Source organism: Tabrizicola flagellatus, assembly GCF_046295235.1.
Taxonomy (GTDB): Bacteria; Pseudomonadota; Alphaproteobacteria; order Rhodobacterales; family Rhodobacteraceae; genus Tabrizicola; species Tabrizicola flagellata_A.
Map to the genome: position 1 here is coordinate 1 of NZ_JBKBLV010000036.1, position 22850 is coordinate 22850.

23 protein-coding genes are annotated in these 22850 nt (G+C 68.7%); 19 read left to right on the forward strand and 4 right to left on the reverse strand.

Features of this window, described 5'->3' with window-relative positions; all coding sequences use genetic code 11:
* Positions 1–541: 541 nt before the first annotated feature.
* The gene (locus tag ACK4IU_RS14655; RefSeq protein WP_409736506.1) at positions 542–1099 is read right to left on the reverse strand and encodes a YqgE/AlgH family protein; all 558 of its coding nucleotides are present in this window, start codon (positions 1097–1099) and stop codon (positions 542–544) included.
* A gap of 141 nt (positions 1100–1240) precedes the next feature.
* On the opposite strand from ACK4IU_RS14655, the gene ACK4IU_RS14660 reads away from it, so the two are divergent.
* The 9 genes from ACK4IU_RS14660 (at position 1241) to plsY (ending at position 8297) form a co-directional block, all read left to right on the forward strand.
* Positions 1241–2032: a protein-disulfide reductase DsbD domain-containing protein gene (locus ACK4IU_RS14660; protein ID WP_409736508.1), complete on the forward strand. Its 792-nt coding sequence runs from the start codon at positions 1241–1243 to the stop codon at positions 2030–2032.
* A gap of 69 nt (positions 2033–2101) precedes the next feature.
* Positions 2102–2884 carry a uracil-DNA glycosylase family protein gene (locus ACK4IU_RS14665; protein WP_409736510.1) on the forward strand — a complete coding sequence of 261 codons (783 nt, stop codon included), beginning with the start codon at positions 2102–2104 and terminating at the stop codon, positions 2882–2884.
* Positions 2884–3513 (forward strand): LysE family translocator, encoded by a 630-nt coding sequence (locus ACK4IU_RS14670; RefSeq protein ID WP_409736512.1) that lies wholly within the window; start codon positions 2884–2886, stop codon positions 3511–3513. The genes ACK4IU_RS14665 and ACK4IU_RS14670 overlap by 1 nt, the downstream gene beginning before the upstream one ends.
* A 3-nt stretch (positions 3514–3516) precedes the next feature.
* Positions 3517–4059, forward strand: coding sequence for a molybdenum cofactor biosynthesis protein B (gene moaB / locus ACK4IU_RS14675; RefSeq protein ID WP_409736514.1), 543 nt, complete (start codon positions 3517–3519; stop codon positions 4057–4059).
* A 127-nt stretch (positions 4060–4186) separates the two neighbouring features.
* A complete protein-coding gene (locus ACK4IU_RS14680; protein WP_409736516.1) occupies positions 4187–5149 on the forward strand; it encodes an aspartate carbamoyltransferase catalytic subunit in 963 nt (320 codons plus the stop codon).
* Positions 5150–5383: 234 nt separating this feature from the next.
* Positions 5384–5824, forward strand: coding sequence for a hypothetical protein (locus ACK4IU_RS14685; RefSeq protein ID WP_409736518.1), 441 nt, complete (start codon positions 5384–5386; stop codon positions 5822–5824).
* Positions 5821–6345, forward strand: a complete 525-nt coding sequence (locus tag ACK4IU_RS14690) for a hypothetical protein (protein WP_409736520.1) — start codon at positions 5821–5823, stop codon at positions 6343–6345. The genes ACK4IU_RS14685 and ACK4IU_RS14690 overlap by 4 nt, the downstream gene beginning before the upstream one ends.
* 62 nt (positions 6346–6407) lie before the next feature.
* Positions 6408–7682, forward strand: coding sequence for a dihydroorotase (gene pyrC / locus ACK4IU_RS14695; RefSeq protein WP_409736522.1), 1275 nt, complete (start codon positions 6408–6410; stop codon positions 7680–7682).
* Between the two features lie 3 nt (positions 7683–7685).
* Positions 7686–8297: a glycerol-3-phosphate 1-O-acyltransferase PlsY gene (plsY, locus tag ACK4IU_RS14700; protein WP_409736524.1), complete on the forward strand. Its 612-nt coding sequence runs from the start codon at positions 7686–7688 to the stop codon at positions 8295–8297.
* An 82-nt stretch (positions 8298–8379) separates the two neighbouring features.
* On the opposite strand, the gene ACK4IU_RS14705 is transcribed toward plsY, so the two are convergent.
* The 3 genes from ACK4IU_RS14705 to ACK4IU_RS14715 all read right to left on the reverse strand — a co-directional run bounded on the left by ACK4IU_RS14705 (position 8380) and on the right by ACK4IU_RS14715 (position 11277).
* Positions 8380–9726 carry a glutamate--cysteine ligase gene (locus ACK4IU_RS14705; RefSeq protein ID WP_409736526.1) on the reverse strand — a complete coding sequence of 449 codons (1347 nt, stop codon included), beginning with the start codon at positions 9724–9726 and terminating at the stop codon, positions 8380–8382.
* Between the two features lie 250 nt (positions 9727–9976).
* Complete coding sequence (locus tag ACK4IU_RS14710) at positions 9977–10528, reverse strand: hypothetical protein (RefSeq protein WP_409736528.1); 552 nt, start codon at positions 10526–10528, stop codon at positions 9977–9979.
* Positions 10525–11277 carry a 16S rRNA (uracil(1498)-N(3))-methyltransferase gene (locus ACK4IU_RS14715; RefSeq protein WP_409736530.1) on the reverse strand — a complete coding sequence of 251 codons (753 nt, stop codon included), beginning with the start codon at positions 11275–11277 and terminating at the stop codon, positions 10525–10527. Before ACK4IU_RS14715 ends, ACK4IU_RS14710 begins: the two co-directional genes overlap by 4 nt.
* Before the next feature lie 12 nt (positions 11278–11289).
* On the opposite strand from ACK4IU_RS14715, the gene ubiA reads away from it, so the two are divergent.
* The 10 genes from ubiA (at position 11290) to ACK4IU_RS14765 (ending at position 22809) form a co-directional block, all read left to right on the forward strand.
* Positions 11290–12276 carry a 4-hydroxybenzoate octaprenyltransferase gene (gene ubiA, locus ACK4IU_RS14720; RefSeq protein ID WP_409736532.1) on the forward strand — a complete coding sequence of 329 codons (987 nt, stop codon included), beginning with the start codon at positions 11290–11292 and terminating at the stop codon, positions 12274–12276.
* A gap of 67 nt (positions 12277–12343) precedes the next feature.
* Complete coding sequence (locus ACK4IU_RS14725) at positions 12344–14353, forward strand: OmpA family protein (protein ID WP_409736534.1); 2010 nt, start codon at positions 12344–12346, stop codon at positions 14351–14353.
* On the forward strand, positions 14350–14679 hold the full coding sequence (locus tag ACK4IU_RS14730; protein ID WP_409736536.1) for a hypothetical protein: 330 nt from the start codon (positions 14350–14352) through the stop codon (positions 14677–14679). Before ACK4IU_RS14725 ends, ACK4IU_RS14730 begins: the two co-directional genes overlap by 4 nt.
* Positions 14680–14868: 189 nt before the next feature.
* On the forward strand, positions 14869–16347 hold the full coding sequence (locus tag ACK4IU_RS14735; protein WP_409736538.1) for an NAD-dependent succinate-semialdehyde dehydrogenase: 1479 nt from the start codon (positions 14869–14871) through the stop codon (positions 16345–16347).
* A gap of 156 nt (positions 16348–16503) precedes the next feature.
* Complete coding sequence (gene yghU / locus ACK4IU_RS14740) at positions 16504–17355, forward strand: glutathione-dependent disulfide-bond oxidoreductase (protein WP_409736540.1); 852 nt, start codon at positions 16504–16506, stop codon at positions 17353–17355.
* Positions 17356–17424: 69 nt separating this feature from the next.
* Positions 17425–18156: an SDR family NAD(P)-dependent oxidoreductase gene (locus ACK4IU_RS14745; RefSeq protein WP_409736542.1), complete on the forward strand. Its 732-nt coding sequence runs from the start codon at positions 17425–17427 to the stop codon at positions 18154–18156.
* A gap of 91 nt (positions 18157–18247) precedes the next feature.
* Entirely contained in the window at positions 18248–19381 is a 1134-nt protein-coding gene (locus ACK4IU_RS14750; RefSeq protein ID WP_409736544.1) for a pyridoxal phosphate-dependent aminotransferase, read from the forward strand.
* A 133-nt stretch (positions 19382–19514) separates the two neighbouring features.
* Complete coding sequence (locus ACK4IU_RS14755) at positions 19515–20009, forward strand: peptidoglycan-binding domain-containing protein (RefSeq protein WP_409736546.1); 495 nt, start codon at positions 19515–19517, stop codon at positions 20007–20009.
* A 146-nt stretch (positions 20010–20155) separates the two neighbouring features.
* Complete coding sequence (locus ACK4IU_RS14760; protein WP_149588044.1) at positions 20156–20692, forward strand: RNA polymerase sigma factor; 537 nt, start codon at positions 20156–20158, stop codon at positions 20690–20692.
* Entirely contained in the window at positions 20689–22809 is a 2121-nt protein-coding gene (locus ACK4IU_RS14765) for a von Willebrand factor type A domain-containing protein (RefSeq protein ID WP_409736548.1), read from the forward strand. The genes ACK4IU_RS14760 and ACK4IU_RS14765 overlap by 4 nt, the downstream gene beginning before the upstream one ends.
* Positions 22810–22850 lie beyond the last annotated feature (41 nt).

Sequence of the window (22850 nt, forward strand, 5' to 3'; positions counted from 1 at the left end):
GAGCCCATCGGAAACATCCCACCCGCAGAAGCCGAAGCAAACTACTACGCTGCTCTGGAAACTGAAGCCATGGCAGCGTAACTAACGTCAATCAGCCTCCGGCAAACCCGGCGCGGTTCACAAGGCTTCAATCTCACGCACCAGCAAACTGGTACCGCGCTCTGCAAGGGCGACCGTGAGAAAGACCGAAGCTCCGGGAACTCTGGGGCGAAGATAGCTGGACATGCCCGAAAGCTAGCGGCCAAACCTTAACGCCCAGTAACCAACATCTCCCGCATCGCAGGGTGCGCTACAGCGCACCGCCCCGGCCAATCAAATGCGATTCGCCCCCCAAGGTTAACGCCCAACTCGCCCGCGCAACGTCGGGACAGACACCCGACGCATGCCAGACACATGCCATACCGTTAACCTCCCGGAAACTCCCCGGATTAACCCAGCGTTCCCAAGTCCTTACCGGAGTCCTTTGCCCGGCCCTCGCAAGCGTGCTCGGGCGTTCGGCGGGAAAACAGTCCACTGGACTGTTTTCTCATCCGCCTCACCCCTACGCCCGCCCCGCCGCCGCGCTCAGGGTCAAGGGATCAATCCCCATCCCCCGTAGCGCCGCCGACCACTTGCCCCCGTCATCCGGCGCGAACACCAGCCCTTCCGGAGCCTCGCAAGTCAGCCAATCGTTCCGCGCGATCTCGGCTTCCAGCTGCCCCGGCCCCCAGCCGGAATAGCCCAATGCCAGCAAGGCCTTGCCTGGCCCCCCGCCCGAGGCCAGGGCCTCCAGCACGTTGATCGTGGCGGTCATCTCCAGCCCCCCCGGCACGGCCATCGTGCCCTCGCCCGGGGGACGCCAGTCGGCGGAGTGCAGGACAAACCCCCGCCCCCGCTCCACCGGCCCGCCGAAATGCACCCGGATGTCGCGGCCTGCAGGCGCAAGGGGGATGCCAAGATGCTCCAGCAGCCCGGAAAAACTCAGGTCTTCCAATGGCTTGTTGACGATCAACCCCATCGCCCCCTCGGCCGAATGGGCGCAGATCAGCACCACGCTTTTCTCGAACCGCGGGTCCGCCATGCCTGGCATCGCGATCAGGATCTGTCCGGAAAGGTCCATCAGCACCCCCACTCCCCTGATCAGAACATGGCCCTGCGAGCCTTGGGGGACAAGCCCCCGAACCATGGCCAAACCGCCACGATCACGCGCCTTCGCCGCAAAGTGATTTCCATCGCGTCCCGCAGTCCCTATCTTCGCCGCATGATCCGATCTGCCCTCCTCCTCACCTGCCTTGCCGTCCCCGCCCTTGCGACCACGCAGGACGATGTGTTGTCGGCCGCGCTGATTCCCGGATGGCAGACGGAAAACGGCGGGCGCATGGCTGGGCTGGACCTACGGCTCGCGCCCGGCTGGAAGACCTACTGGCGCAGCCCCGGCGATGCCGGGATTCCGCCCAGCTTCGACTGGTCGGGGTCCGAGAACGTAAGGTCGGTGCGCTTGCACTGGCCGGCACCAGATGTGTTTCAGGTCAACGGGATGCAGACCATCGGCTATCATGATCGACTGGTGCTGCCGGTCGAGGTCACCCCCGAAGATCCTGCCCTTCCGATCCGCCTGCGGCTGCGGATGGATCTGGGTGTCTGCGATGAAATCTGCATGCCCGCCACCGTTGAACTCGGCTCCGAACTGACGGCGCCCGGCGCGCCGGACGACGCGATCCGGTCGGCCCTTGCCCGACGCGCGGCGACGGCTCAGGAGGCAGGCGTGACCCGCGTTGCCTGCAGCATCGACCCGATCGCGGACGGCCTGCGCATCACTGCGCGGCTCGGATTGCCCGATCCGGGACTTCCCGAGGTGGTCGCCTTCGAGACCGCCGACCGCGATGTCTGGGTGGCAGAGGCCGTCACCGAGCGCCGGGGTGGCGAGCTGGTCTCGATCACCGAGCTTGTCCCCCCGAGCGGTGTCCCCTTCGCGCTGGACCGATCCCAGATCACCATGACCATCCTGGCCGCCGGCAGCGCGGTCGAGGTCCGGGGCTGCCCCGCCCCCTGAGCCAGAGGCCGCCGCCGGAAGTGCCAGAGCCGGTTGTCACTCCTGCACCGGAAACCTAGGCTCTCTCCCATGGGAATCGCTGGCGAGATCGCAGACGACTGGCAGGCCGCCCTGGCGGCGCTGGTCTGGCTCGGGGAAGCCGGGGCCGACGAGGCGATTTCCGAGACTGCGCTCAATCGGTACGACCTCGCGCCCGAACCCTCCGGCCCCCGTGTCGCGGCGGCTCCGTCCCCCGATGTCCCCGTGCCCGCGGACGACCCTGTGGGCGCAGCACGGGCCTCGGCCGCGGCCGCGACAACGCTGGAGGAACTCCGCGCCGCGATCGCCCGCTATCCGCATTGCGACCTGAAGAAGGGCGCACGGAACACGGTCTTTGCAGACGGCAACCCCGCCGCCCGCGTGCTGCTCCTGGGTGAGGCACCCGGCGCGGACGAGGACCGCGAGGGCCGCCCCTTCGTCGGCCGGGCCGGGCAGCTTCTGGACCGGATGTTCGCCACCATCGGCCTGTCGCGCACATCGCCCGATGCCGAAAGCGCGCTTTACATCACCAATGTCATGCCCTGGCGTCCCCCCGGCAACCGTGACCCGGAACCGGCCGAGATCGCCATGATGCTGCCCTTCGTCGAACGCCACATCGCGCTGGTCGATCCGCAGGTGATCGTGGTCCTGGGCAACACGCCCCTTTTCGCGCTGACGGGGGCGAAGGGCATCCTGCGGGCGCGGGGCACCTGGACGCAGGCCCTGGGCAAGCCGATGCTGCCGATGACCCATCCGGCCTATCTCTTGCGCAACCCCTCGGCCAAGCGCGAGGCCTGGGCCGACCTTCTGTCGCTGCAGGCGAGGCTGCGCTGATGCTGCCGCTCGAGCCCCTGACCCTGCTGGCCTTCGTCCCCGCCGGACTGGCGCTGAACCTCACGCCGGGGGCGGACATGATGTTCTGCCTCGGCCAGGGGCTGAAATCCGGCTGGCGTCCGGCGATGGCGGCGAACTTCGGGATCGCCACGGGCGGCATGGTCCATACGCTGCTGGCCGCGCTTGGCCTCGGGGCGCTCGTCGCAACGCATCCGGCTGCCTTCGAGGCGATCCGCTGGCTGGGCGTGGGCTACCTGCTCTGGCTGGCCATCGGGGCCCTGCGCGCCTCGCCCTTCGCCCGCGAAGCGCAGGCGGTGCCCACCACGCCCGCCATGGCCTTCTGGCAGGGACTGATGGTCAACCTGCTGAATCCCAAGGTGATCCTGTTCATCTTGGCCTTCCTGCCGCAGTTCGTGACCCCCGCCCGCCCGATCCTGCCGCAATTCCTGACGCTGGGCATCGTCTTTGCCCTCGGCGGCCTTCTGGTCAACGGCGCTGTCGGGGTCTTCGCGGGCTCCATCGGCCAGCGCGTCGCCCGCTCGGCGGGTCTGGCGCGCTGGCTCTCGCGGATCAGCGCCACGATCTTCGGGGCGCTGGCGCTGCGGCTTGCCCTCATGCCAAGGAGCTGACCCATGTCCCGCATCGACGAAAGCCTGCCCTTCCACCCGGTCCGCATCGCGGTGCTGACCGTCAGCGACACCCGCAGGCCCGAAACGGACAAGTCCGGCGACACGCTGGTGGAGCGGCTGACCGGCGCCGGGCATGTGCTGGCCGACCGGGGCATCGTGCCGGACGACCGCGCCACCATCGTCGCGCGCCTGCGCGGCTGGATCGCCGACCCGCAGGTGGACGTGATCCTGACCACGGGCGGCACCGGCCTGACCGGCCGCGATGTCACCGTGGAAGCCCACCGCGAGGTCTACGAGAAGGAGATCGAGGCCTTCGGCACCGTCTTCACCATCGTCTCGATGCAGAAGATCGGCACCTCGGCGGTGCAAAGCCGCGCGACCGGGGGCGTGGCGGGCGGCACCTACCTTTTCGCCCTGCCCGGCAGCCCCGGCGCCTGCCGCGATGCCTGGGACGAGATCCTGAAGCCCCAACTCGACAGCCGCCACCGGCCCTGCAACTTCGTCGAGATCATGCCGCGGCTCGAGGAACATCTGAAGCGCAAGTGACGCTTCCTGCGTCGCGCCTTCGGCTTCTCGTCGGGGGACGCGCGAGGAGTGCCGAAGGCATCGACGAGCGGCTTGCCGGGATGCGCCCCCTTTGCGATAGAGGAGAAAACCGGAAAAGGGGACGATCATGGCCTTCCGCGCCCGCCATCTTCTGGGGATCGAGCATCTCGCGCCTATGGAGATCACCACCGTCCTCGACCTGGCCGAACGCTATGTCGATCTGAACCGGCGCACGGTGAAGCAGTCGGACGTGCTGGCCGGGATGACGCAGATCAACCTCTTCTTCGAGGCATCGACCCGCACGCAGTCCTCCTTCGAACTGGCCGGCAAGCGGCTCGGGGCGGATGTGATGAACATGTCGGTGGCAAATTCCAGCCTGAAGAAGGGCGAGACGCTGATCGACACCGCGATGACGCTGAACGCGATGCACCCGGACCTTCTGGTCGTCCGCCACGGGGCCTCCGGGGCGGTGAACCTGCTGGCCCAGAAGGTCGATTGCGCGGTCCTGAACGCGGGCGACGGGCGGCATGAGCATCCGACCCAGGCGCTGCTCGATGCGCTGACCATCCGCCGCGCCAAGGGCCGCATCCAGCGCCTGACCATCGCCATCTGCGGCGACATCGCCCATTCCCGCGTGGCCCGCAGCAACCTGATTCTGCTTGGGAAAATGGAAAACCGCCTGCGCCTGATCGCGCCCCCGACCCTGATGCCCTCGGGCGTTGAGGACTTCGGCTGCGAGCTTTTCGACGACATGCGAGAGGGGCTGAAGGGCGCAGATGTGGTGATGATGCTGCGGCTCCAGAAGGAACGGATGGACGGCGGCTTCATCCCGTCCGAGCGCGAATACTACCACCGCTACGGCCTCGACGCCGAGAAACTGTCCCACGCCAGCCCCGAGGGCATCGTGATGCACCCGGGGCCGATGAACCGGGGGGTGGAGATCGACGGCGACCTCGCCGACGACATCAACCGTTCCGTGATCCAGGACCAGGTGGAAATGGGCGTTGCGGTACGGATGGCCTGCATGGACCTTCTGGCGCGGAACCTGCGGGCAGAGCGGGGGCGGAAGATCGTGGGGATGATGGCGTGAGGTCGGACCGGATCGCAGGGAGCACATCACCATGTGATGGCTGGAGACCGCCTTCTCCCTTGACGCCGGAGCCTCTTGGTTTCGCCATGATCCGCGACCTGCAGGGCAAGACCGAATGACCCCCGACCCCGACCGCAAGCCCACGAAAGCCGAGATGCGCCAGGGCGGCATGGTGGCGGCCGCAGTGCTGGTCTTTCTCGCCCTTTTCACCATCGTCATCGTCTGGATCGCCTGATGGCCCGCATCGAACCCGACCCGATCCTCGGCCATGCGGTCCCGCTTATGGACGGCGAGACGGTGCTGGCCGAGTTTCCCGCCGACCGCACCGCCTACTGGCGCAGTCACCTGGTCATGGCCGTCGTCCTTGGCGCCGCAGCAGGGCTGTTCCTGATCTGGCAGGGCAATCCCTACCCCGTCGCCGGCCCGCTTGGCGCGGCCATCGCCATCGGCGCGCGGGCGGCCTTCCTCGCCTCCGAGGCCCTGGGCGAGACCTGGCGGCTGACCGACCGTCGCCTCCTTGGCCCCGGCGGGCGGGCGATCCCGCTGACACAGCTGCAATCGGCCCGGCCCTTCCTCGGCGCGGTGCAGATCACCACCGTCACCGGCGACCGGCACCTGGTCAAGTATCAGGCCGACCCCGCCGCCACCGCCGCCCGCATCATGACCCGGCGATGAGCCTGACGATCCCCGCCCACGACCGCCACGGCATCCGCGTCTTCGCGGCACGGCTTTCCCCGGACGACCTGCGCCGGGACAAGGCGCGGCTGGCGGCGGAGCTGCTCGGCGATCCCGACGTCGACCCCGCCTTCATCGAGATCTTCGACCTTGCCGACCTCGCCGGCCTCGGCCTGCCCGCCTATCTGACCGAAGGGCTGGGCGTCCCCGAGGCCGCCGTGGCATCGGACCGCGAGCGGCTGGAGGCATTGCGGGGGCCGGTCCTGATCCTTCTGTCGAAGGCGCTGCACGGCCGCGCCCTCACCCTGACTCCGGATCCGCGGCTGACCCTTGTCGCCACCTATGCCGAGGACCGCCCGCCGGTGCATTTCGAGCCGCTGCCGACCGCCGCCGCCGAAGGCACCCTCGCGCCCGACATGGCCCCCGACCCGACCCCGCAGCGCCCGGGGTCCGCCTTCCTGTTCCTCGGCCTCGCGCTGGCCCTGACCGGGGCCACCGTGCTCTGGCTCGCCTTCGGGTGAGTTCCAGTGGACAAGCGCCCCGCGCCGTCGCATACCCTCCGCGACCTTCGGACGGACCGGACATGACCACGCTGCATTTCGCCAACGCCCGCCTGATCGACCCCGAAGCCGGGACCGATGCCCCGGGCAGCCTGACGGTGAAGGACGGCGCGATCCTTGCCCGCGACGGGAAGGCCCCGAAAGGCGCAACCGTCATCGACTGCGGAGGCAAATGCCTCGCTCCCGGCATCGTCGATCTGGGCGTCAAGATCGGCGAGCCGGGAGAGAGGCACCGCGAAAGCTTCGGCTCGGCCGGGGCGGCGGCGGCGGCGGGGGGCGTGACCACGATCATCGCCCGGCCCGACACCCACCCCGCCATCGACACGCCCGAGACGCTTGAATTCGTCACCCGCCGCGCCGCCGAGGCGCCGGTGCGGATCCGGCACATGGCCGCGCTGACCAAGGGACGCGAGGGGCGCGAGATGACCGAGATCGGCTTTCTGCGCGACGCCGGCGCGGTCGCCTTCTCCGATGTCTTCCGCGTCTCGACCGATGCCAAGGCCCTTGCCCGGGCGATGACCTATGCCCGCAGCCTCGGCGCGCTGGTCGTGGGCCATCCGCAGGACCCCGGCCTCTCCGCCGGGGCCTCGGCGACGTCCGGCAAGTTCGCCTCGCTGCGCGGCATCCCGGCCGTGTCGCCCATGGCGGAACGCATGGGGCTGGAACGCGACCTCGCGCTGGTCGAGATGACGGGCGTGCGCTACCACGCCGACCAGATCACCACGGCCAAGGCGCTGCCGGCGCTGGCGCGGGCCCGGGCGGCGGGGCTGGACGTGACGGCGGGGACCTCGATCCACCACCTGACGCTGAACGAATTCGACGTGGGCGACTACCGGACCTTCTTCAAGTTCACGCCGCCGCTGCGGTCGGAACAGGATCGGCTGGCGATGGTCGCGGCGGTGGCGGACGGGACGATCGACATCATCTGTTCGATGCACACACCCGCCGACGAGGAATCGAAGCGTCTGCCCTTCGAAGAGGCCGCGCCGGGCGCCGTGGCGCTGGAGACCTTCCTGCCCGCGGCCATGCGGCTGTTCCATGCCGGCCATCTGACCCTGCCCGCGCTATTCCGGGCCATGGCGCTGAACCCCGCAAGGCGGCTGGGCCTGCCGCAGGGCCGGCTGACCGAGGGCGCCCCGGCCGATCTGGTCCTGTTCGACCCTGATGCCCCCTTCCTGATGGACCGCTTCCGCCTGCGGTCCAAGTCGAAGAACACGCCGTTTGACGGCGCGCGGATGGAGGGTAAGGTGCTGGGCACCTGGGTCGCGGGGACGCAGGTCTTCGCTGCGGATGTCTGAGACATGCCTGAACTTGTGACTTCGCCAGGGCTTCTTCTGCTGACCGCGGTGCTGAGCTATCTGCTGGGCGCCATCCCCTTCGGCGTGGTCGTGACGCGGATGCTGGGTCTGGGCGACCTGCGCCAGATCGGGTCGGGGAACATCGGCGCGACCAACGTGCTGCGCACCGGGAACAAGGGCGCGGCGCTGGCGACGCTTCTGCTGGACGGGGGCAAGGGGGCGCTCGCGGTGCTGATCGCGCGCTGGCTTCTGGCCGAGGACGCGGCACAGGTGGCCGGTCTGGCCGCATTCCTCGGGCACCTGTTCCCGGTCTGGCTGGGCTTTCGCGGCGGCAAGGGGGTGGCGACCTTCCTCGGCGTCCTTCTGGCGCTGAACTGGCCGGTCGGTCTTGCGGTCTGCGGCACCTGGCTTTTGACCGCAGTCGTCACCCGCACCTCGTCCATTGCGGCGCTGATGGCCGCGGCAAGCTCGGGCCTCTGGATCCTGGCGCTGACCGATGGCAGCCTGCTGGTGCTGGCCCTGGTGCTTACCGTGCTGATCTATGTCCGGCACGGCGAGAACCTGAAGCGGATCAAGGCCGGGACCGAGCCGCGGATCGGGGCCAAGAAGGCCTGAGCTTGCCGAGGGCTCGTCAATGGCTGCGCCACTCCTCGCGGGAGCGGTCCGACGAGGAGACGCAGTCGAACGAGGAGGCGCCTCAGAGAGAGGCGGCCGCGTAGATCGGGGTCAGGTCCTGGCCCCAGGCACCTTCGTAAAGCTCAAGCCAGCGGTCCGCCTGGACCCGACCCGTCTTGAGGCTGTCCACCAGCGGCGCAAGCTGCGCTTCCTCGCCCAGGCCCCGCGCAACAAGCCCCGCGTGCGACAGCCCCACCGCCGCCCGCGCGAGATCCAGAAGCCTAACGCCCCCCGCCTCGCCCTGGAGCGCCGAGACCGAGGCCGCGACCCGCAAACCTTCGCGCGTTTCCGCGTCCAGCCCCTTGACCAGATCCCAGGCCGCGTCGAGCGCGGTCTGGTCGTACATCAGCCCGACCCAGAAGGCCGGCAGGGCCACGATATGCGCCTGGTCGCCGGCATCGGCGCCGCGCATCTCGATGAACTTCTTCGCCCGCGCCTCCGGGAAGACCGTGGTCATGTGGTCGGCCCAGTCCGACAGCGTCGGCTTCTCGCCCGGCAGCGCGGGCAGCTTTCCGGCCAGGAAGTCGCGGAAGCTTTGCCCCAAGGCGTTGATGTATCTTCCGTCGCGGTAGACGAAATACATCGGCACATCCAGCACCCAGTCCACATAGCGCTGGAAGCCCATCCCTTCTTCGAAGGCGAAGGGCAGCATGCCCGTACGGCTGTCGTCGAGGCCGCGCCAGATGCGGCTGCGCCAGCTGCGGTGGCCGTTGGGCCGGCCCTCGAAGAAGGGCGACGAGGCGAAGAGCGCGGTGGCGACGGGTTGCAGGGCCAGCGCCACGCGCAGCTTCTTCACGAAATCCGCTTCGGAGGCGTAGTCGAGGTTCACCTGCACCGTGCAGGTCCGGTACATCATCTGCGTGCCATGCGTGCCGACCCGGCCCATGTAATCGGTCATGAGGCGGTAGCGGCCCTTGGGCATCACCGGCATCTGGGCATGGGTCCATTCCGGCGCCGCGCCGATCCCCATGAAGCGGACGCCCATCGGCTCGGCGATCGAGCGGACCTCGTCGAGATGGGTCTGCAATTCCTCCGCGACGGCGAGGGTCGAAGTCAGCGGCGCGCCAGACAGTTCGAACTGGCCGCCCGGTTCCAGGCTGATGTTGGCGCCGTTCCGGGTCAGGCCGATCACGTTCTCTCCCTCGCGGACCGGCTGCCAGCCAAACCGGGCCTCCAGAGCGGCGAAGATGGCCGAGATCGAGCGGTCGCCGGCATAGGGCAGCGGCTGGCGGGTGTCGGTGAGCCAGCCGAACTTCTCGTGCTCGGCCCCGATCCGCCAGTCGGCCCTGGGCTTGCAGCCGGCCTCCATGTAGGCGGCGAGCTGGTCGAAGCTTTCGATGAGGCCGCCGCCGGACTGAGGGATGGACATGGATTTCGGACCTTCGCTGTCTCGGGCTCCGGCCTGCCGGACCGGAGGCCAAGACCTGTCGCGCGGGCGGTGCCAAGTCAAGGGGGGTCGCGGAGCCCAGAGCGGCCGTCCAGCGTGGTCAGAGAATCGACCACAATGAATTCAGATGGTTACAGATGCGGATTCAGTTTCTGTTAACAGGTGAACAGAGAAATTGTCCGGAACGCGGGGTCTGCGCGGGCCGAAAATTCTTCGGCGAAGAATTTTCGGCTCAGGCCCGGAGGATACCCTGCCCCGGCCGCGCCCAGATCAGGCGATCGACCTCGGCCAGCGCGATGACGCGGGCGTCCGAGGCCGGCGCATCCGTCCCCAGCGCCGCGACCAGCGCGGCCATGTCGATCCCCGGCAGGGTGGCGAAGGCGTCGAACAGGGCTTCGGCGCCCTCGGCCTCGACCGGGATGTGCAGCAGCTGACCGTCGGCCTGCTTCAGTTTCCAGATCCGGCGGCCGCGCAGGGTGAGAAGGCGGATCTCGGACAGGTCGGGCAGGCCGACGAAGCCGCCCACCCTCGGCCCGTAATAGGCGATCTGCGCCTCGGTCACGCGCAGGATGCCGGGGGCCTCGCCCTCTTGCCGAAAGCGCAGGCGGCGCCAGGCGGTCAGCGTCCAGCCGACCCCGAGCGCCATGAGGGCAAGGCCGAGGGGCACGAGCAGGTAGCCGCCGCGCGTGGCGGTCCAGGCGCCCAGCGCGGCGAGCGCCGCCCCCGCCCCCACTTCGCGCCAGCGCCAGAGCGCGGCGGAAAGTTCGGGCCGGATGAAGCTCATCGCCAGTCCCCGCAGGCGGCCTGCCAGAGCGTCAGCGCGGCGACGGCGGCGGTGTCCGCCCGCAGGATGCGGGGGCCGAGCGAGAGGGGGGTCACATTGGGGCGCGAGCGCAGCGTTGCGGCCTCGTCGGCGGAAAAGCCGCCCTCGGGGCCGATCAGGATGGCGGCGGGCGCGGTTGGCAGACCGGAGCCCCCCCACCCCATCCCTCCCCCACGCGGGGGGGAGGGAGGCGCGCTGGCGGATGCCTCGTCGCACCAGATGAGCGCGCGGTCCTCCGGCCAGGTCCGCAGGAGACGGTCGAGCGGCTGGAGATCGGCGACCTCGGGCACGAAGGTCGCGCCGCATTGTTCGGCTGCCTCGACGGCGTGCGCTTGCAGGCGGTCCTGGCGGATGCGTTCGGAATTGGTGTGGCGGGTCTGGACCGGCAGGATCCGCGCGGCGCCAAGCTCCACCGCCTTTTCCACGATGAAGTCGGTGCGGGCCTTCTTGATCGGTGCGAAGAGCAGCCAGAGGTCGGGCGGCAGGTGCAGGGGCCGGGTTTGCGCGTCGCAGACCGCGATGGCGTTGCGCTTTCCGGCCTGCGCGAGCGTGGCGCGCCATTCGCCGTCGCGGCCGTTGAAGAGCAGGATGGCCGCGCCTTCGCCCAGCCGCATGACCCCGGTCAGGTAATGCGCCTGGTCCTGCGACAGGGCCACGGCTTGCCCCGCCCCGAGCGGCTGATCTACATAGAGCCTGATCTTCGCTTCCATGAGCCGGACCCTATGACCCAAGCGCCCGAATTGCCAGAGGCCGCCGCGGCGGATGCGCACGGGGGCCGGGTCGCGGATGCCCCACCGGAAAACTGGGTGGACCGCTACGCCCCGGCCCCGGCGCGCCCCTATCTGCGGCTGAGCCGCGCCGACCGGCCGATCGGCACCTGGCTGCTGCTGATACCCTGTCTCTGGGCGATCGCGCTGGCCGGCGGGGTCGGCGGGTTCCGGGCCTGGGACTTGTGGCTTGCGGCTTCCTGCGGGATCGGAGCCTTCCTTATGCGGGGGGCGGGCTGCACCTGGAACGACATCACCGACCGCGACATCGACGCGCAGGTGGCGCGCACGCGGTCGCGGCCCCTGCCCTCGGGCCAGGTGACAGTGAAGGCGGCGCTGGTCTGGATGGTGGTGCAGGCGTTGCTCGCGGCCTTGATCCTGTTCACCTACAACTGGCTGGCCGTGGGGCTGGGCGTGGCATCGCTGGCGCTGGTGGCGATCTATCCCTTTGCCAAGCGGTTCACCTGGTGGCCTCAGGTCTTTCTGGGGTTGGCGTTCAACTGGGGCGCGCTGCTGGCTTGGGCCGCCCATGCCGGCGAGGTGCCGTCCGCGGCCATCGCGCTTTATGCCGCCGGGATCGCCTGGACGCTCTATTACGACACGATCTACGCGCATCAGGACCGCGAGGACGACGCGCTGATCGGGGTGAAATCCACGGCGCGGCTGTTCGGCGCGAAAAGCCGGGCCTGGCTCTGGGGCTTCTTCGCGGCAACGCTCGCGCTGTTCGCGGCGGCGGTGGTGCTGGCCCATGCCGGGGCCGGGCGCCCCCTGGCCTTCGTCGTGGCGCTGGCCGGTGTCTGGGCGATGGGGCTGCACATCGGCTGGCAGATGCGGCGGCTGGACCTGAACGACCCGGCCTCGTGCCTGACGGTCTTCCGGTCGAACCGCGATGCCGGGCTGATTCCCGTGCCGTTTCTTGCCGCCGCCGCATGGCTTGGTTGAACCCGGCGCCCCGAACCCCTAGGAAGCAGGAATAACGCCACGGCGCCTGAGTCTTCCGGAATCCGATTTGCTGCATCGCCTCGCCAGACTGTCCTCGACCACGCTTGCCCTTCTCGCCTTCCTGCTTGCCGGGGTGGTAATGGTGTCGGTCGCGCTGGGGGCGGCAAAGGTGATCGAATCGCGCACCCAGAAGGTGGTAAGCGGCAAGCTGGCCGAGGCCGGGATCGACTGGATCACGGTGGAGACGGATGGCTTGCAGGTGCGGCTGACCGGGACGGCGCCGAACGAGGCGGCGCGGTTTCGCGCAGTGAACAAGGTGGGCGAGCTGATCGACAGCTCGCGCATCCGCGACGGGCTGGACGTGGCGCCGGCCTCGGCCATCGAGGCGCCGAAGTTCAGCGTCGAGATGCTGCGCACCGAGGACGAGGTGCAGCTGAGCGGCCTGATCCCCGAAACCCCCGACGAGGGCGGGATGACCGAGGCGGACCTTGCCGCGGCGGCGGCGGCGCTGGCGCCGGGGAGCGAACTGCCCGACATGCTGGAGACGGCGGATTACCCTGCGCCCGAAGGCTGGAACGGGGCCCTGGCTTTCGGGCTGAAAGCGCTGGAGCGGCTGGAACTGTCCAAGGTCTCGGTCACAGCCGAGCGGGTGGAGGTCAAGGCGATCACCGACAGCGCCGAGGAAAAGCGCCGCGTCGAGGCGGACCTGCGCGGCCTGGCGCCGGCTGATGTGCAGCTGGTGATGGAGATTTCCGCGCCGCGTCCGGTCATCACCCCCTTCAGTCTGCGCTTCGTCGTCGATGACGAGGGCGCGCGTTTCGACAGCTGTTCGGCCGACACCGACCGCGCGCGGACCCAGATCCTGCGGGCGGCGGCTGCGGTCGGGGTCACCGGGACGACCGTCTGCCAGGTCGGGCTTGGCACGCCGACCCCGCGCTGGGCGGATGCGGTGAGCCTGGGGATGCGGGCGGTGACCGAGCTGGGGTCGGGGTCGATCACATTCTCGGACGCGGATGTCACGCTCCTGGCGGGCAGCGACGTGCCGCAGGATGTGTTCGACAAGGTGGTGGGCGAGCTGGAGACCGGGCTCCCGGATGTCTTCTCGCTGACCTCGACGCTGGAGCGGAAGGAAACGGCGACCCAGGGTCCGGCCGAATTCACCGCGACCCTTGCCGAAGACGGCCGGGTCGAGCTGCGCGGCCGGCTGACCGACGAGATGCAGCGCAGCGCGGTGGACGCCTTCGCGCGCTCGGCCTTCGCGGGGGCCGAGGTCCTGACCGCGACCCGGCTGGACGAGGGCCTGCCCGATGGCTGGGCGGTCCGGGTGCTGGCCGGGCTGAAGGCGCTGGCCGAGGTGAAGACGGGGCGGCTTCTGGTTAGGCCCGATCTGGTCGAGGTGACCGGCGTCACCGGATCGACCGAGACGCGGGGTCGGATCACGCAGATCCTGTCCGAGGCTTTGGGTCAGGGCCAGACCTTCCGGGTCAACGTGCGCTACGACGAGGCGCTGGACCCGCTGGCCGCGCTGCCCACGCCCGAGGAATGCGCGGCGGATGTGAATGCGGTCATTGCCCGGACCAAGATCACCTTCACCCCCGCCTCGGCCGAGATCGCAACCACCGCGCGCCCGGTGCTGGACGAACTGGCGAAGATCCTGGCCAACTGTCCGGCGATGCAGATGGAAATCGGCGGCCATACGGACAGCCAGGGCTCCGAGGGCGGCAACAAGGCGCTGAGCCAGGCAAGGGCCGAGGCGGTGCTTCTGGCCTTGCAGGGCCGGCGGGTCGATGTCTCGGGGATGACGGCGGTCGGCTATGGCGAGGCACAACCGATCGCCGACAACGGCACCGAGGAAGGCCGCGAGGCGAACCGCCGGATCGAGTTCGTGCTCAAGGGCGCAGCGGGCAACGGGGTGGAGTCGAGCGAGGCCGCCGCGCCCATGGCAACCGGGGCGGATTCCGCAGTGGCGAACGGACCGGATTTCTCGAACGACACCAGCCCGTCGGCCGCACCGACCGAAAAGACACTGGCTCCGAAGCCCCGACCCGACGGCCTGAAGGCCCAGGACACCCCATGAACCGCACCGAATTCGTCGTCGCCACCGCCATCATCCTGCTCGTCGCCTTTGCAATGGGCTGGTTCGCTCATTGGCTCTTGCACCGTTTCACCCGGGTTCAGGGCGGCGACATGGCCGAGATGGACAAGCTGGCGCAATCGCTGCACGAGGCCGAGGAACTGCGCGACCAGGCACTGGCCTACATGGATCAGCGCGAGGCGGAACTGTCCAACCAGCTGAGCCAGACCGAGGCCGAGTTGAAGGCCGCGATGGAGGGCCTGCGCGACGCCCGGCACGAGGCCGAGGAAATGCGCGCCTATATCGAGCGGATGCACGCGAACGGGTGAGGCGTCGATTTCTTCGAAGAAATCGCATCGGAGCCTTTGAAGGCTCCGGTCCGGAGTTTTCGAAAACTCCGGGGAACAGGTCCAGCTTGCCGGGAATTTGATCAAACCCTGGCCTGACAACCGCCTTGCAACTGGACATGGCGCCCCCCGCATGGCACCTGTCGGCTAAAGCACAAGGAGGGCCCACCCATGCTCGATTCCGTGACCGATCTCGCATCGCTTTTGAAAGATCCCTCGCTTCTGGCGAAGAAATCCTATGTCGCCGGAGAGTGGATCGACGCTGATGACGGCACTACCTTTCCCGTGACCAACCCCGCGCGCGGCGACGTGATCTGCGAACTGCCGAATCTGGGCAGGGCCGAAACCGCTCGCGCCATCAAGGCCGCCCACGCTGCCCACCGCGAATGGGCGGCCCGCACCGCCAAGGAACGCGCCCAGGTCCTGCGGCGCTGGTTCGACCTCTGCATGGCGAACCAGGACGACCTTGCCACCATCCTGACCGCAGAAATGGGCAAGCCGCTCGCCGAGGCCAAGGGCGAGATCGCCTATGGCGCCAGCTACATCGAGTTCTACGGCGAGGAAGCCAAGCGCACCTATGGCGACATCATCCCCGGCCACCAGCGCGACAAGCGCATCCATGTGCTGAAGCAGCCGATCGGCGTCGCCGCGTCGATCACGCCCTGGAACTTCCCGAACGCGATGATCGCGCGCAAGGTGGCCCCGGCGCTGGCCGCCGGCTGCGGCTTCGTCGCGCGCCCCGCCGCCGAGACCCCGCTGTCGGCCCTGGCGCTGGCAGTGCTGGCCGAACGCGCCGGGGTTCCGGCGGGCCTCTTCTCGGTCATCACCTCGAAGCGGTCCTCGGACATCGGCAAGGAGTTCTGCGAGAACCCGCTGATCCGCAAGCTGACCTTCACCGGGTCGACCGAAGTGGGGCGCATCCTGTTGAAGCAGGCCGCCGACCAGATCCTGAAATGCAGCATGGAGCTTGGCGGCAACGCCCCCTTCATCGTCTTCGACGACGCCGATCTGGATGCGGCGGTGGAAGGCGCGATGATTTCCAAGTTCCGCAACAACGGCCAGACCTGCGTCTGCGCCAACCGGATCTATGTCCAGGCCGGCGTCTATGACGCCTTCGCCGAAAGGCTGGCGGCCGCGGTGAAGAAGCTGTCGATCGGTGACGGGCTGAAGCCCGGCGTCACCACCGGCCCCCTGATCAACGAGGCCGCGGTCGAGAAGGTCGAGGAGCATATCCAGGACGTGCTCGCCGGCGGCGGCAAGGTCGTCACCGGGGGCCGTCGGCACGAACTGGGCGGGACCTTCTTCGAGCCGACCGTGGTGACCGGCGTGCAACCCGACATGAAGGTCGCACAGGAAGAGACCTTCGGCCCGCTCGCCCCCCTCTTCAAATTCGAGACCGAGGAAGAGGTCATCGCCATGGCCAACAACACGATCTTCGGCCTGGCCTCCTACTTCTACGCCCGCGACATCGGCCGCATCACCCGGGTGCAGGAGGCGCTGGAATACGGGATGGTGGGGGTCAACACCGGCCTGATTTCCAACGAGATGGCGCCCTTCGGGGGCGTCAAGCAGTCGGGCCTGGGGCGCGAGGGTTCGCGGCATGGCCTCGATGACTACATGGAGCTGAAGTACGTCTGCCTGTCGATCTGACGGGCTGGACAGGGCGAAGGGGGGCGGTCCGCTGGGGCCGCCCCTTGCCATTTGTGCTGTGCATTCCGGCAGTCCCGACCCGCTGTTTCGGGCCTCTGGTGCAAGGCGACCCGAGGCACTAGCTTCGTTACCGATCCGCAACTCGGGGGATTTCCGATGCCGAACGACTATACTCCGCCCAAGGTCTGGAAATGGGAGCAGCCCTCGGGCGGCGCCTTCGCCAACATCAACCGCCCCGTCGCAGGTGCCACGCACGACAAGGAACTGCCGGTGGGCAAGCACCCCTTGCAGCTTTACTCCATGGCGACGCCGAACGGGATAAAGGTCACGATCCTTCTGGAGGAGCTTCTGGAGGCCGGCCACGATGCCGAATACGACGCCTGGCTGATCGACATCGGCAAGGGCGACCAGTTCGGGTCGGGCTTCGTCGCGGTAAACCCGAACTCGAAGATCCCGGCGCTGATGGACCACTCCGTCAACCCGCCGCAGCGGGTGTTCGAGAGCGCCTCGATCATGCTCTACCTCGCCGAGAAATTCGGCGGCGCCTTCATCCCGAAGGACCCGTCGCAACGGACCGAGATGTTTTCGTGGCTCTTCTGGCAGATGGGCTCGGCGCCCTTTGTCGGCGGCGGCTTCGGGCATTTCTACGCCTATGCGCCGGTGAAGATCGAATACGCGATCAACCGCTATGCGATGGAGACGAAGCGACAGCTCGACGTGCTCGACCGGCATCTGGCGACACATGAGTGGATGGCCGGGGACTATTCGCTGGCCGACATGGCGATCTATGCCTGGTATGGCAGCCTGGTGCTGGGCCGGGCCTACAACGCGACCGAGTTCCTGGACGTGGAAAGCTACAAGCACGTCATGGCCTGGGCCAAGCGCATCGACGCGCGGCCTGCGGTGGTGCGGGGCCGCAAGGTCAACCGCTCCTGGGGCGAGGACTGGGAAAAGCTGCCCGAGCGCCATTCGGCGGCGGATTTCGACAAGCTTCCGAAAGCGCCCTGAGCCTCGTGACACGGATTGAGCCGGCCCGGGCCTTGGCCTAGGCTGGCTTCTCCATGTCCGGGGGGAACCATGTCCAATCGCATCGCTGTCGTGACCGGGGCCGCCGGGGGGTTGGGGCGGGCCTTCGTCGACCGGCTTTTGGCGGATGGGCTGACGGTGGTCGGCGTCGATATCGACGGCGCGGCGCTCTTGGCGATGGCGGCAGACCGCGAGGGCTTCGTGGCCGAGGCGGTGGACCTGACTGATGCGGAGGCGATCGCGGACCTTTTCGACCGGCTGGTGGCGCGGTTCGGCGGGGTGGACGCGCTGGTCAACAACGCCGGGACCTGCTTCATGTCGGACTTCCCCGACATTCCGGCCGCCGAACTGGACCGGCAGATGGCGGTCAACTTTTCGTCCGCCTTCCATTGCTGTCAGCAGGCGGTGAAGGCGATGGCGGGGCGGCCGGGAGTGCGCAAGATCGTCAACATCTCGTCAAACGGCGCCTACAACTTCGATGTCTTCGACCCGCCGCATTACCGGGCCGCGAAGGCGGCGATGGACACGCTGACGAAGGACTTGGCGCGGCGCTATGCGCGAGAGAGGATCGCGGTGAACTCGATTGCCCCGGCGATGACCGAGACACCCTTGTTCAAAGTGCTGACCGAGGAGGTGCTGGCCCGCGCGATCAGCGCCATGCCGCATGGGCACGCCATGCGGCCCGAGGAGATCGCGGCCTGGGTCGGGTTCCTGATCTCGCCCGCGGGGGATGTGTCCTCGGGCAATGTCATCATCCTGAACCAGGGACGCGACGTGCGGTGAGGGGGAGCGATTTCTTCGCAGAAATCGCAACGGAGCCTTTGAAGGCTCCGGTCCGGACTTTTCGAAAAGTCCGGGGGGCGCGAGAGGGCGGATGAAGGTCACCATTCACAAGCTGTTCGATTACCTCTTGGAGACCACCGCGCAGGACCCGCCGGAGTGTTTCATCGGCTTTTCGCTCGCGCGGTCGCCGCGGCTGAAGGACTTCCTGCCCGACCTCGACCCCGAGCTGTCGCTGGACTGGAACGGGAAAAGCTTCCTCGGCCTTCCCGCGCTGCGGCAGCGGGTGCTGGACCAGACGGGGCTGTCGGTGCCGTTGGAGTCTGTCCTCATCACGGCGGGGGCGGCCGAGGCGAATTATCTTCTGTTCCGCCAGCTTCTGTCCGCCGGCGACGAGATCGTCACCGAGGCGCCCGGCTGGCCGCAGGCGGGGGTGATGGCCAGGGCCATCGGTGCGCGGCTGGTCGAGGTGGCGCGGGACGAAGCGCGCGGCTGGTGGCTCGACCCGGATGCGGTGGCGGCGGCGATCACCCCCCGGACCCGGATGGTCTTCCTGACCAATCCCAACAACCCGACCGGGCGGCTGATCCCCGAGGCCGACCTGCGCGCCCTGGCCGAGCTGGCCGAGCGGCATGGCATCTGGCTGGTGGTGGACGAGGTCTATGCCGGGCTTGAGTGGACCGGACCGCGCCCGCCCGCCATCGCCGGGATGACGCGGTTCGGGATCACCACCGGATCGGTGTCGAAGGCCCTGGGCTTGCAGGGCCTGCGCACCGGCTGGATGGTCTGCCAGTCGCCGGAGGTGATCCGCGCCGCGATGATCCTGCGCGAGAACGGGTCGGAGATCATGAACATCCTTGGCGAGCATATCGCCGAACTGGCGCTGCGGCCCGACCGGCTGGCGGCCGCGCTGTCCCGCGCGCGGGACGAGGGGCGGGTCACGCTGGACCTGCTGGACCGCTTTGTGGCGGAAGAGCCCCGGCTGTCCTGGCATCGCCCGGAGGCCGGTCTGATCGGACTGGCCCGACTGGAGGGCTCGGACGGCGAATCGCTGGCCCGCGCGCTGTTGCGGCCGCCCTACCGGACCTTCCTCCTGCCCGGCTCGGCCTACGGATTGCCCCACCATCTGCGCATCGGGGCGGGCGGCGGGCCGGAATCGCGCCTCAACGAAGGTTTAGACCGGCTTTCCGCTGCCTTGCGAGACCTGAAGGATCGCCCAACCATCTGAAAATACTTATGTTATCCGATAGCAGGCGGGCGTTCTTCCCTAGCGCCCGCCTGATTTTGCCTAGCGTGACACGGATGCCCATAACCGATGGCATCGGCCCGGCTGCCTCGGGTCACTCACGAAAGGACATGCCATGCTGCTCTCGTTAAACGCTGCGAAGACCACCCTGCTTGCCGGCCTGACCGCGCTTTCGGTCGCCGCTGTTCCCGCCACCCCGGCGCTTGCCTGGGGCGACAAGGAACAGGGCTTCGTCGCCGGTGTCGCAACGGCGGTGATCGTCGATGAGATCATCAAGAACCGCCGCGCCCGGATGGCGGCCCCGGTCTATGTCGCTCCGGCGCCGACCTTCGTCGAGCCGCGCCACAGCTATGTCGAGCCGCGCCGCACGGCCAGCACCTCGATCTATTCGACCCCTGCCGCCCGCGCCTTCCAGAGCTATTCGCTGTCGGAACGCAAGGCGATCCAGCGCAACCTCCGCGCCTGGGGCTACTATCGCGGCGGCATCGACGGCGCCTTCGGGCCCGGCACCTACAACGCGATCGTGGCCTATGCCCGCGACGAGGGCGCCTCGGCCAGCCTGCGCAGCACCTCGGGGGCCTATGGCCTCTACGACGGCATGATCTACTGATCGCCGCCTTGCGCGCCGAACCGGACCCCGTTCCGTCACCCGGCCCGGCCCCGTCCCGGGCCGGGTCGCTTTTCGTGCGGGGTCGGGATTTCCGTGCCCGGCCCAAGGATTGCCGGCCGGGCTGCGTCACAGGTAACGTGATGCTGATGGAAACGTCCGACGAGTTGCTGGCTGCCGCTGCCGCCCGGGGCGACCGGGCGGCCTTTGCCACGCTGGTCGGGCGCCACTATGACCGGGTTCACGGCCTGGCCTGGCGGCTGACCGGCTCGAAGGCCGAGGCCGAGGACCTGGCGCAGGACATCTGCGCCGCACTTCCGTCCAAGCTGCGCAACTGGCGGGGCGAGGCAAGGTTCACAACCTGGCTTTACCGCGTGGTGGTGAATGCGGCGCATGACCTGCGGCGGCGGCAGGCGACCCGGGCGCGCGCCGCGCAGGGCTGGGGCGACTGGGAGATCGCGCGGCAGGACGAGATCGCATCGCAAGCCGAGGCGGCGGACTGGCTGGCCCAAGCGATGACGCGGCTTTCGCCCGAGTTGCGGGATACCGTGGCGCTGGTGCTGGGCGAGGAGATGACCCAGGCCGAGGCCGGGGCGGTGCTGGGCGTGTCCGAGGGCACGATCGCCTGGCGGATGAGTGAAGTGAAGAAACGGCTGCGGGCCATGGCAAGGGAGGAGGCGGAATGACCGACGATCTCGACGACCTCCGCCGTGCCCTGAAGGCGGCGCCGCCCCCGGACGCAGATGCGAAGGCGCGGGCGATGCGGCTGGCGGTGGAAAATTTCGACCGGCTCCAAGAATCGAACGGGCCCGTCCGTTCCAGTGAGGACCGCCACGGCGCGGCCCCCCTGAACGGAGTACGTCGCATGTTCCACTACCTGACTGCCCGCCCTGCCCTTGCCATGACCACCTCGGCAGCCGCCTTGCTGATCGGGGTGGCAGTGATCCTGCCGGTCACCGACCTGCGGATCGGTGCGCCCGACAGACCCGCACCGGCGATCACCGATGCCGAGGCCCCGAAGCCCGACACCGTCGCGGCGCAGAGCCAGACCGAAACTGCGCCGGTCGCTCCGGTGACTGGCGCGGGCACAACCGACTCGACGATGGCCGAGGCCGAACCGGCGGCGCCTGAACCCCTTGCGCTTCCCGTGCCCCATGACCCTGCCCGGCTGGCTCCGGTCGAGCCCGCCCCGCCGCCGACTGCCATCAGCCCGGAAGGCGACAACCTTGCCGAGACGCCGCAGCCGGAGATGGCAACAGACGCGCTGCCCGTCGATCCGGGGGCCGTCGGGCTGGCCATGGATGCCGCACCCCGCGCCCGGACCAAGGCCAAGAGGTCGGAGGACTTCGCCTCTGCTCCGGCAGCCCTGCCCTCCGTGTCTGCCCCGGATGTCCGGGTCTTCCCGATGGAGGACACCGAGGCTTATGCCAACGCCGCCCCGAACCCGGTGAAGGTGACGGCGGAAGAACCCGTCTCGACCTTCTCGATCGACGTGGATACCGCGTCCTATGCCGTGGTGCGGTCCTCGCTGACCGCGGGCTATCTGCCGACGCCCGACCAGGTGCGGATCGAGGAGATGGTGAACTATTTCCCCTATGCCTATGCGGCACCCGAGGGGGACGCGGCCTTCGCCTCGACCATCGCCGTGATGCCGACGCCCTGGAACCCCGGCACGCGGCTGGTGACCATCGGCATCCAGGGGGCCTTGCCCGAAGTGGCCGCACGGCCTCCGCTGAACCTTGTGTTCCTGATCGACACCTCGGGGTCGATGGAGGATGCCAACAAGCTGCCGCTTCTGAAGCAGTCGCTGTCCCTGATGCTGGCGGAGCTGCGCCCCGAGGATCAGGTGGCCATCGTCACCTATGCCGGCTCGGCCGGCGAGGTGCTGCCGCCGACCAGGGCGGGGGACCGGGCGGCGATCCTTTCGGCGCTCGACAACCTTATGGCGGGCGGGTCCACGGCGGGGGCTGAGGGGCTGGAGCTGGCCTACCGGGTGGCCGAGGGGATGAAGGCGGACGGCGAGATCACGCGGATCCTTCTGGCGACGGATGGCGACTTCAATGTCGGCGTCAGCGACCCGGACGGGCTGGAGGCCTATGTCGCCAGGCAGCGGGCGACGGGGACCTACCTGTCGGTCCTGGGCTTCGGGCGGGGGAACCTGGACGATGCGGTGATGCAGGCGCTGGCGCAGAACGGGAACGGGACCGCGGCCTACATCGACACGCTTGGCGAGGCGCGGAAGGTGCTGGTAGACCAGCTGACGGGCGCGCTGTTCCCCATCGCGGACGATGTGAAGATCCAGGTGGAATGGAACCCGGCCACGGTCGTCGAATACCGGCTGATCGGCTACGAGACCCGCGCCCTGCGTCGCGAGGATTTCAACAACGACCGCGTGGACGCGGGCGAGATCGGGGCGGGGCGGCAGGTCACGGCGATCTATGAAGTCACGGCACCGGGGTCGGACGCGCTGTTGAACGATCCGCTGCGCTACGGCAACGCGACGGCGACGGGCGAGGCTTCGGGCGAGCTGGGCTTCCTGCGCCTGCGCTGGAAGGCGCCGGGCGCGGAAACCTCGACGCTGGTCGAGACGCCGATCACCGGGCAGGAACCGGCCAGCGCCGAAACCCGCTTTGCCGCCGCGATCGCCGGGTTCGGCCAGCTGTTGCAAGGCTCGGCCTACCTGGGAGACTGGGGCTGGGACGAGGCCATCGAACTTGCGGTGGCGAACCGGGGCGACGATCCGTTCGGCTACCGCATCGAGGCGGTGAACCTGATGCGGCTGGCGCAGAGCCTGTCGAAATAGGCGGCGGCTCCTCGATCGGCTGCGCCGTCTCGTCGCAGCGA

Excerpts from the sequence above, each read along its gene's own strand:
- ACK4IU_RS14705 (WP_409736526.1), bottom strand. The coding sequence starts at position 9,726 with ATGTCCATCCCTCAGTCCGGCGGCGGCCTCATCGAAAGCTTCGACCAG.
- ACK4IU_RS14735 (WP_409736538.1), top strand. The coding sequence starts at position 14,869 with ATGCTCGATTCCGTGACCGATCTCGCATCGCTTTTGAAAGATCCCTCG.
- ACK4IU_RS14660 (WP_409736508.1), top strand. The coding sequence starts at position 1,241 with ATGATCCGATCTGCCCTCCTCCTCACCTGCCTTGCCGTCCCCGCCCTT.
- ubiA (WP_409736532.1), top strand. The coding sequence starts at position 11,290 with ATGACCCAAGCGCCCGAATTGCCAGAGGCCGCCGCGGCGGATGCGCAC.
- ACK4IU_RS14765 (WP_409736548.1), top strand. The coding sequence starts at position 20,689 with ATGACCGACGATCTCGACGACCTCCGCCGTGCCCTGAAGGCGGCGCCG.
- ACK4IU_RS14715 (WP_409736530.1), bottom strand. The coding sequence starts at position 11,277 with ATGGAAGCGAAGATCAGGCTCTATGTAGATCAGCCGCTCGGGGCGGGG.
- ACK4IU_RS14655 (WP_409736506.1), bottom strand. The coding sequence starts at position 1,099 with ATGGACCTTTCCGGACAGATCCTGATCGCGATGCCAGGCATGGCGGAC.
- yghU (WP_409736540.1), top strand. The coding sequence starts at position 16,504 with ATGCCGAACGACTATACTCCGCCCAAGGTCTGGAAATGGGAGCAGCCC.
- ACK4IU_RS14750 (WP_409736544.1), top strand. The coding sequence starts at position 18,248 with ATGAAGGTCACCATTCACAAGCTGTTCGATTACCTCTTGGAGACCACC.
- ACK4IU_RS14745 (WP_409736542.1), top strand. The coding sequence starts at position 17,425 with ATGTCCAATCGCATCGCTGTCGTGACCGGGGCCGCCGGGGGGTTGGGG.
- ACK4IU_RS14760 (WP_149588044.1), top strand. The coding sequence starts at position 20,156 with ATGGAAACGTCCGACGAGTTGCTGGCTGCCGCTGCCGCCCGGGGCGAC.
- plsY (WP_409736524.1), top strand. The coding sequence starts at position 7,686 with ATGCCTGAACTTGTGACTTCGCCAGGGCTTCTTCTGCTGACCGCGGTG.
- ACK4IU_RS14710 (WP_409736528.1), bottom strand. The coding sequence starts at position 10,528 with ATGAGCTTCATCCGGCCCGAACTTTCCGCCGCGCTCTGGCGCTGGCGC.
- ACK4IU_RS14690 (WP_409736520.1), top strand. The coding sequence starts at position 5,821 with ATGAGCCTGACGATCCCCGCCCACGACCGCCACGGCATCCGCGTCTTC.
- ACK4IU_RS14685 (WP_409736518.1), top strand. The coding sequence starts at position 5,384 with ATGGCCCGCATCGAACCCGACCCGATCCTCGGCCATGCGGTCCCGCTT.
- pyrC (WP_409736522.1), top strand. The coding sequence starts at position 6,408 with ATGACCACGCTGCATTTCGCCAACGCCCGCCTGATCGACCCCGAAGCC.
- ACK4IU_RS14755 (WP_409736546.1), top strand. The coding sequence starts at position 19,515 with ATGCTGCTCTCGTTAAACGCTGCGAAGACCACCCTGCTTGCCGGCCTG.
- ACK4IU_RS14730 (WP_409736536.1), top strand. The coding sequence starts at position 14,350 with ATGAACCGCACCGAATTCGTCGTCGCCACCGCCATCATCCTGCTCGTC.
- ACK4IU_RS14670 (WP_409736512.1), top strand. The coding sequence starts at position 2,884 with ATGCTGCCGCTCGAGCCCCTGACCCTGCTGGCCTTCGTCCCCGCCGGA.
- ACK4IU_RS14665 (WP_409736510.1), top strand. The coding sequence starts at position 2,102 with ATGGGAATCGCTGGCGAGATCGCAGACGACTGGCAGGCCGCCCTGGCG.
- ACK4IU_RS14680 (WP_409736516.1), top strand. The coding sequence starts at position 4,187 with ATGGCCTTCCGCGCCCGCCATCTTCTGGGGATCGAGCATCTCGCGCCT.
- moaB (WP_409736514.1), top strand. The coding sequence starts at position 3,517 with ATGTCCCGCATCGACGAAAGCCTGCCCTTCCACCCGGTCCGCATCGCG.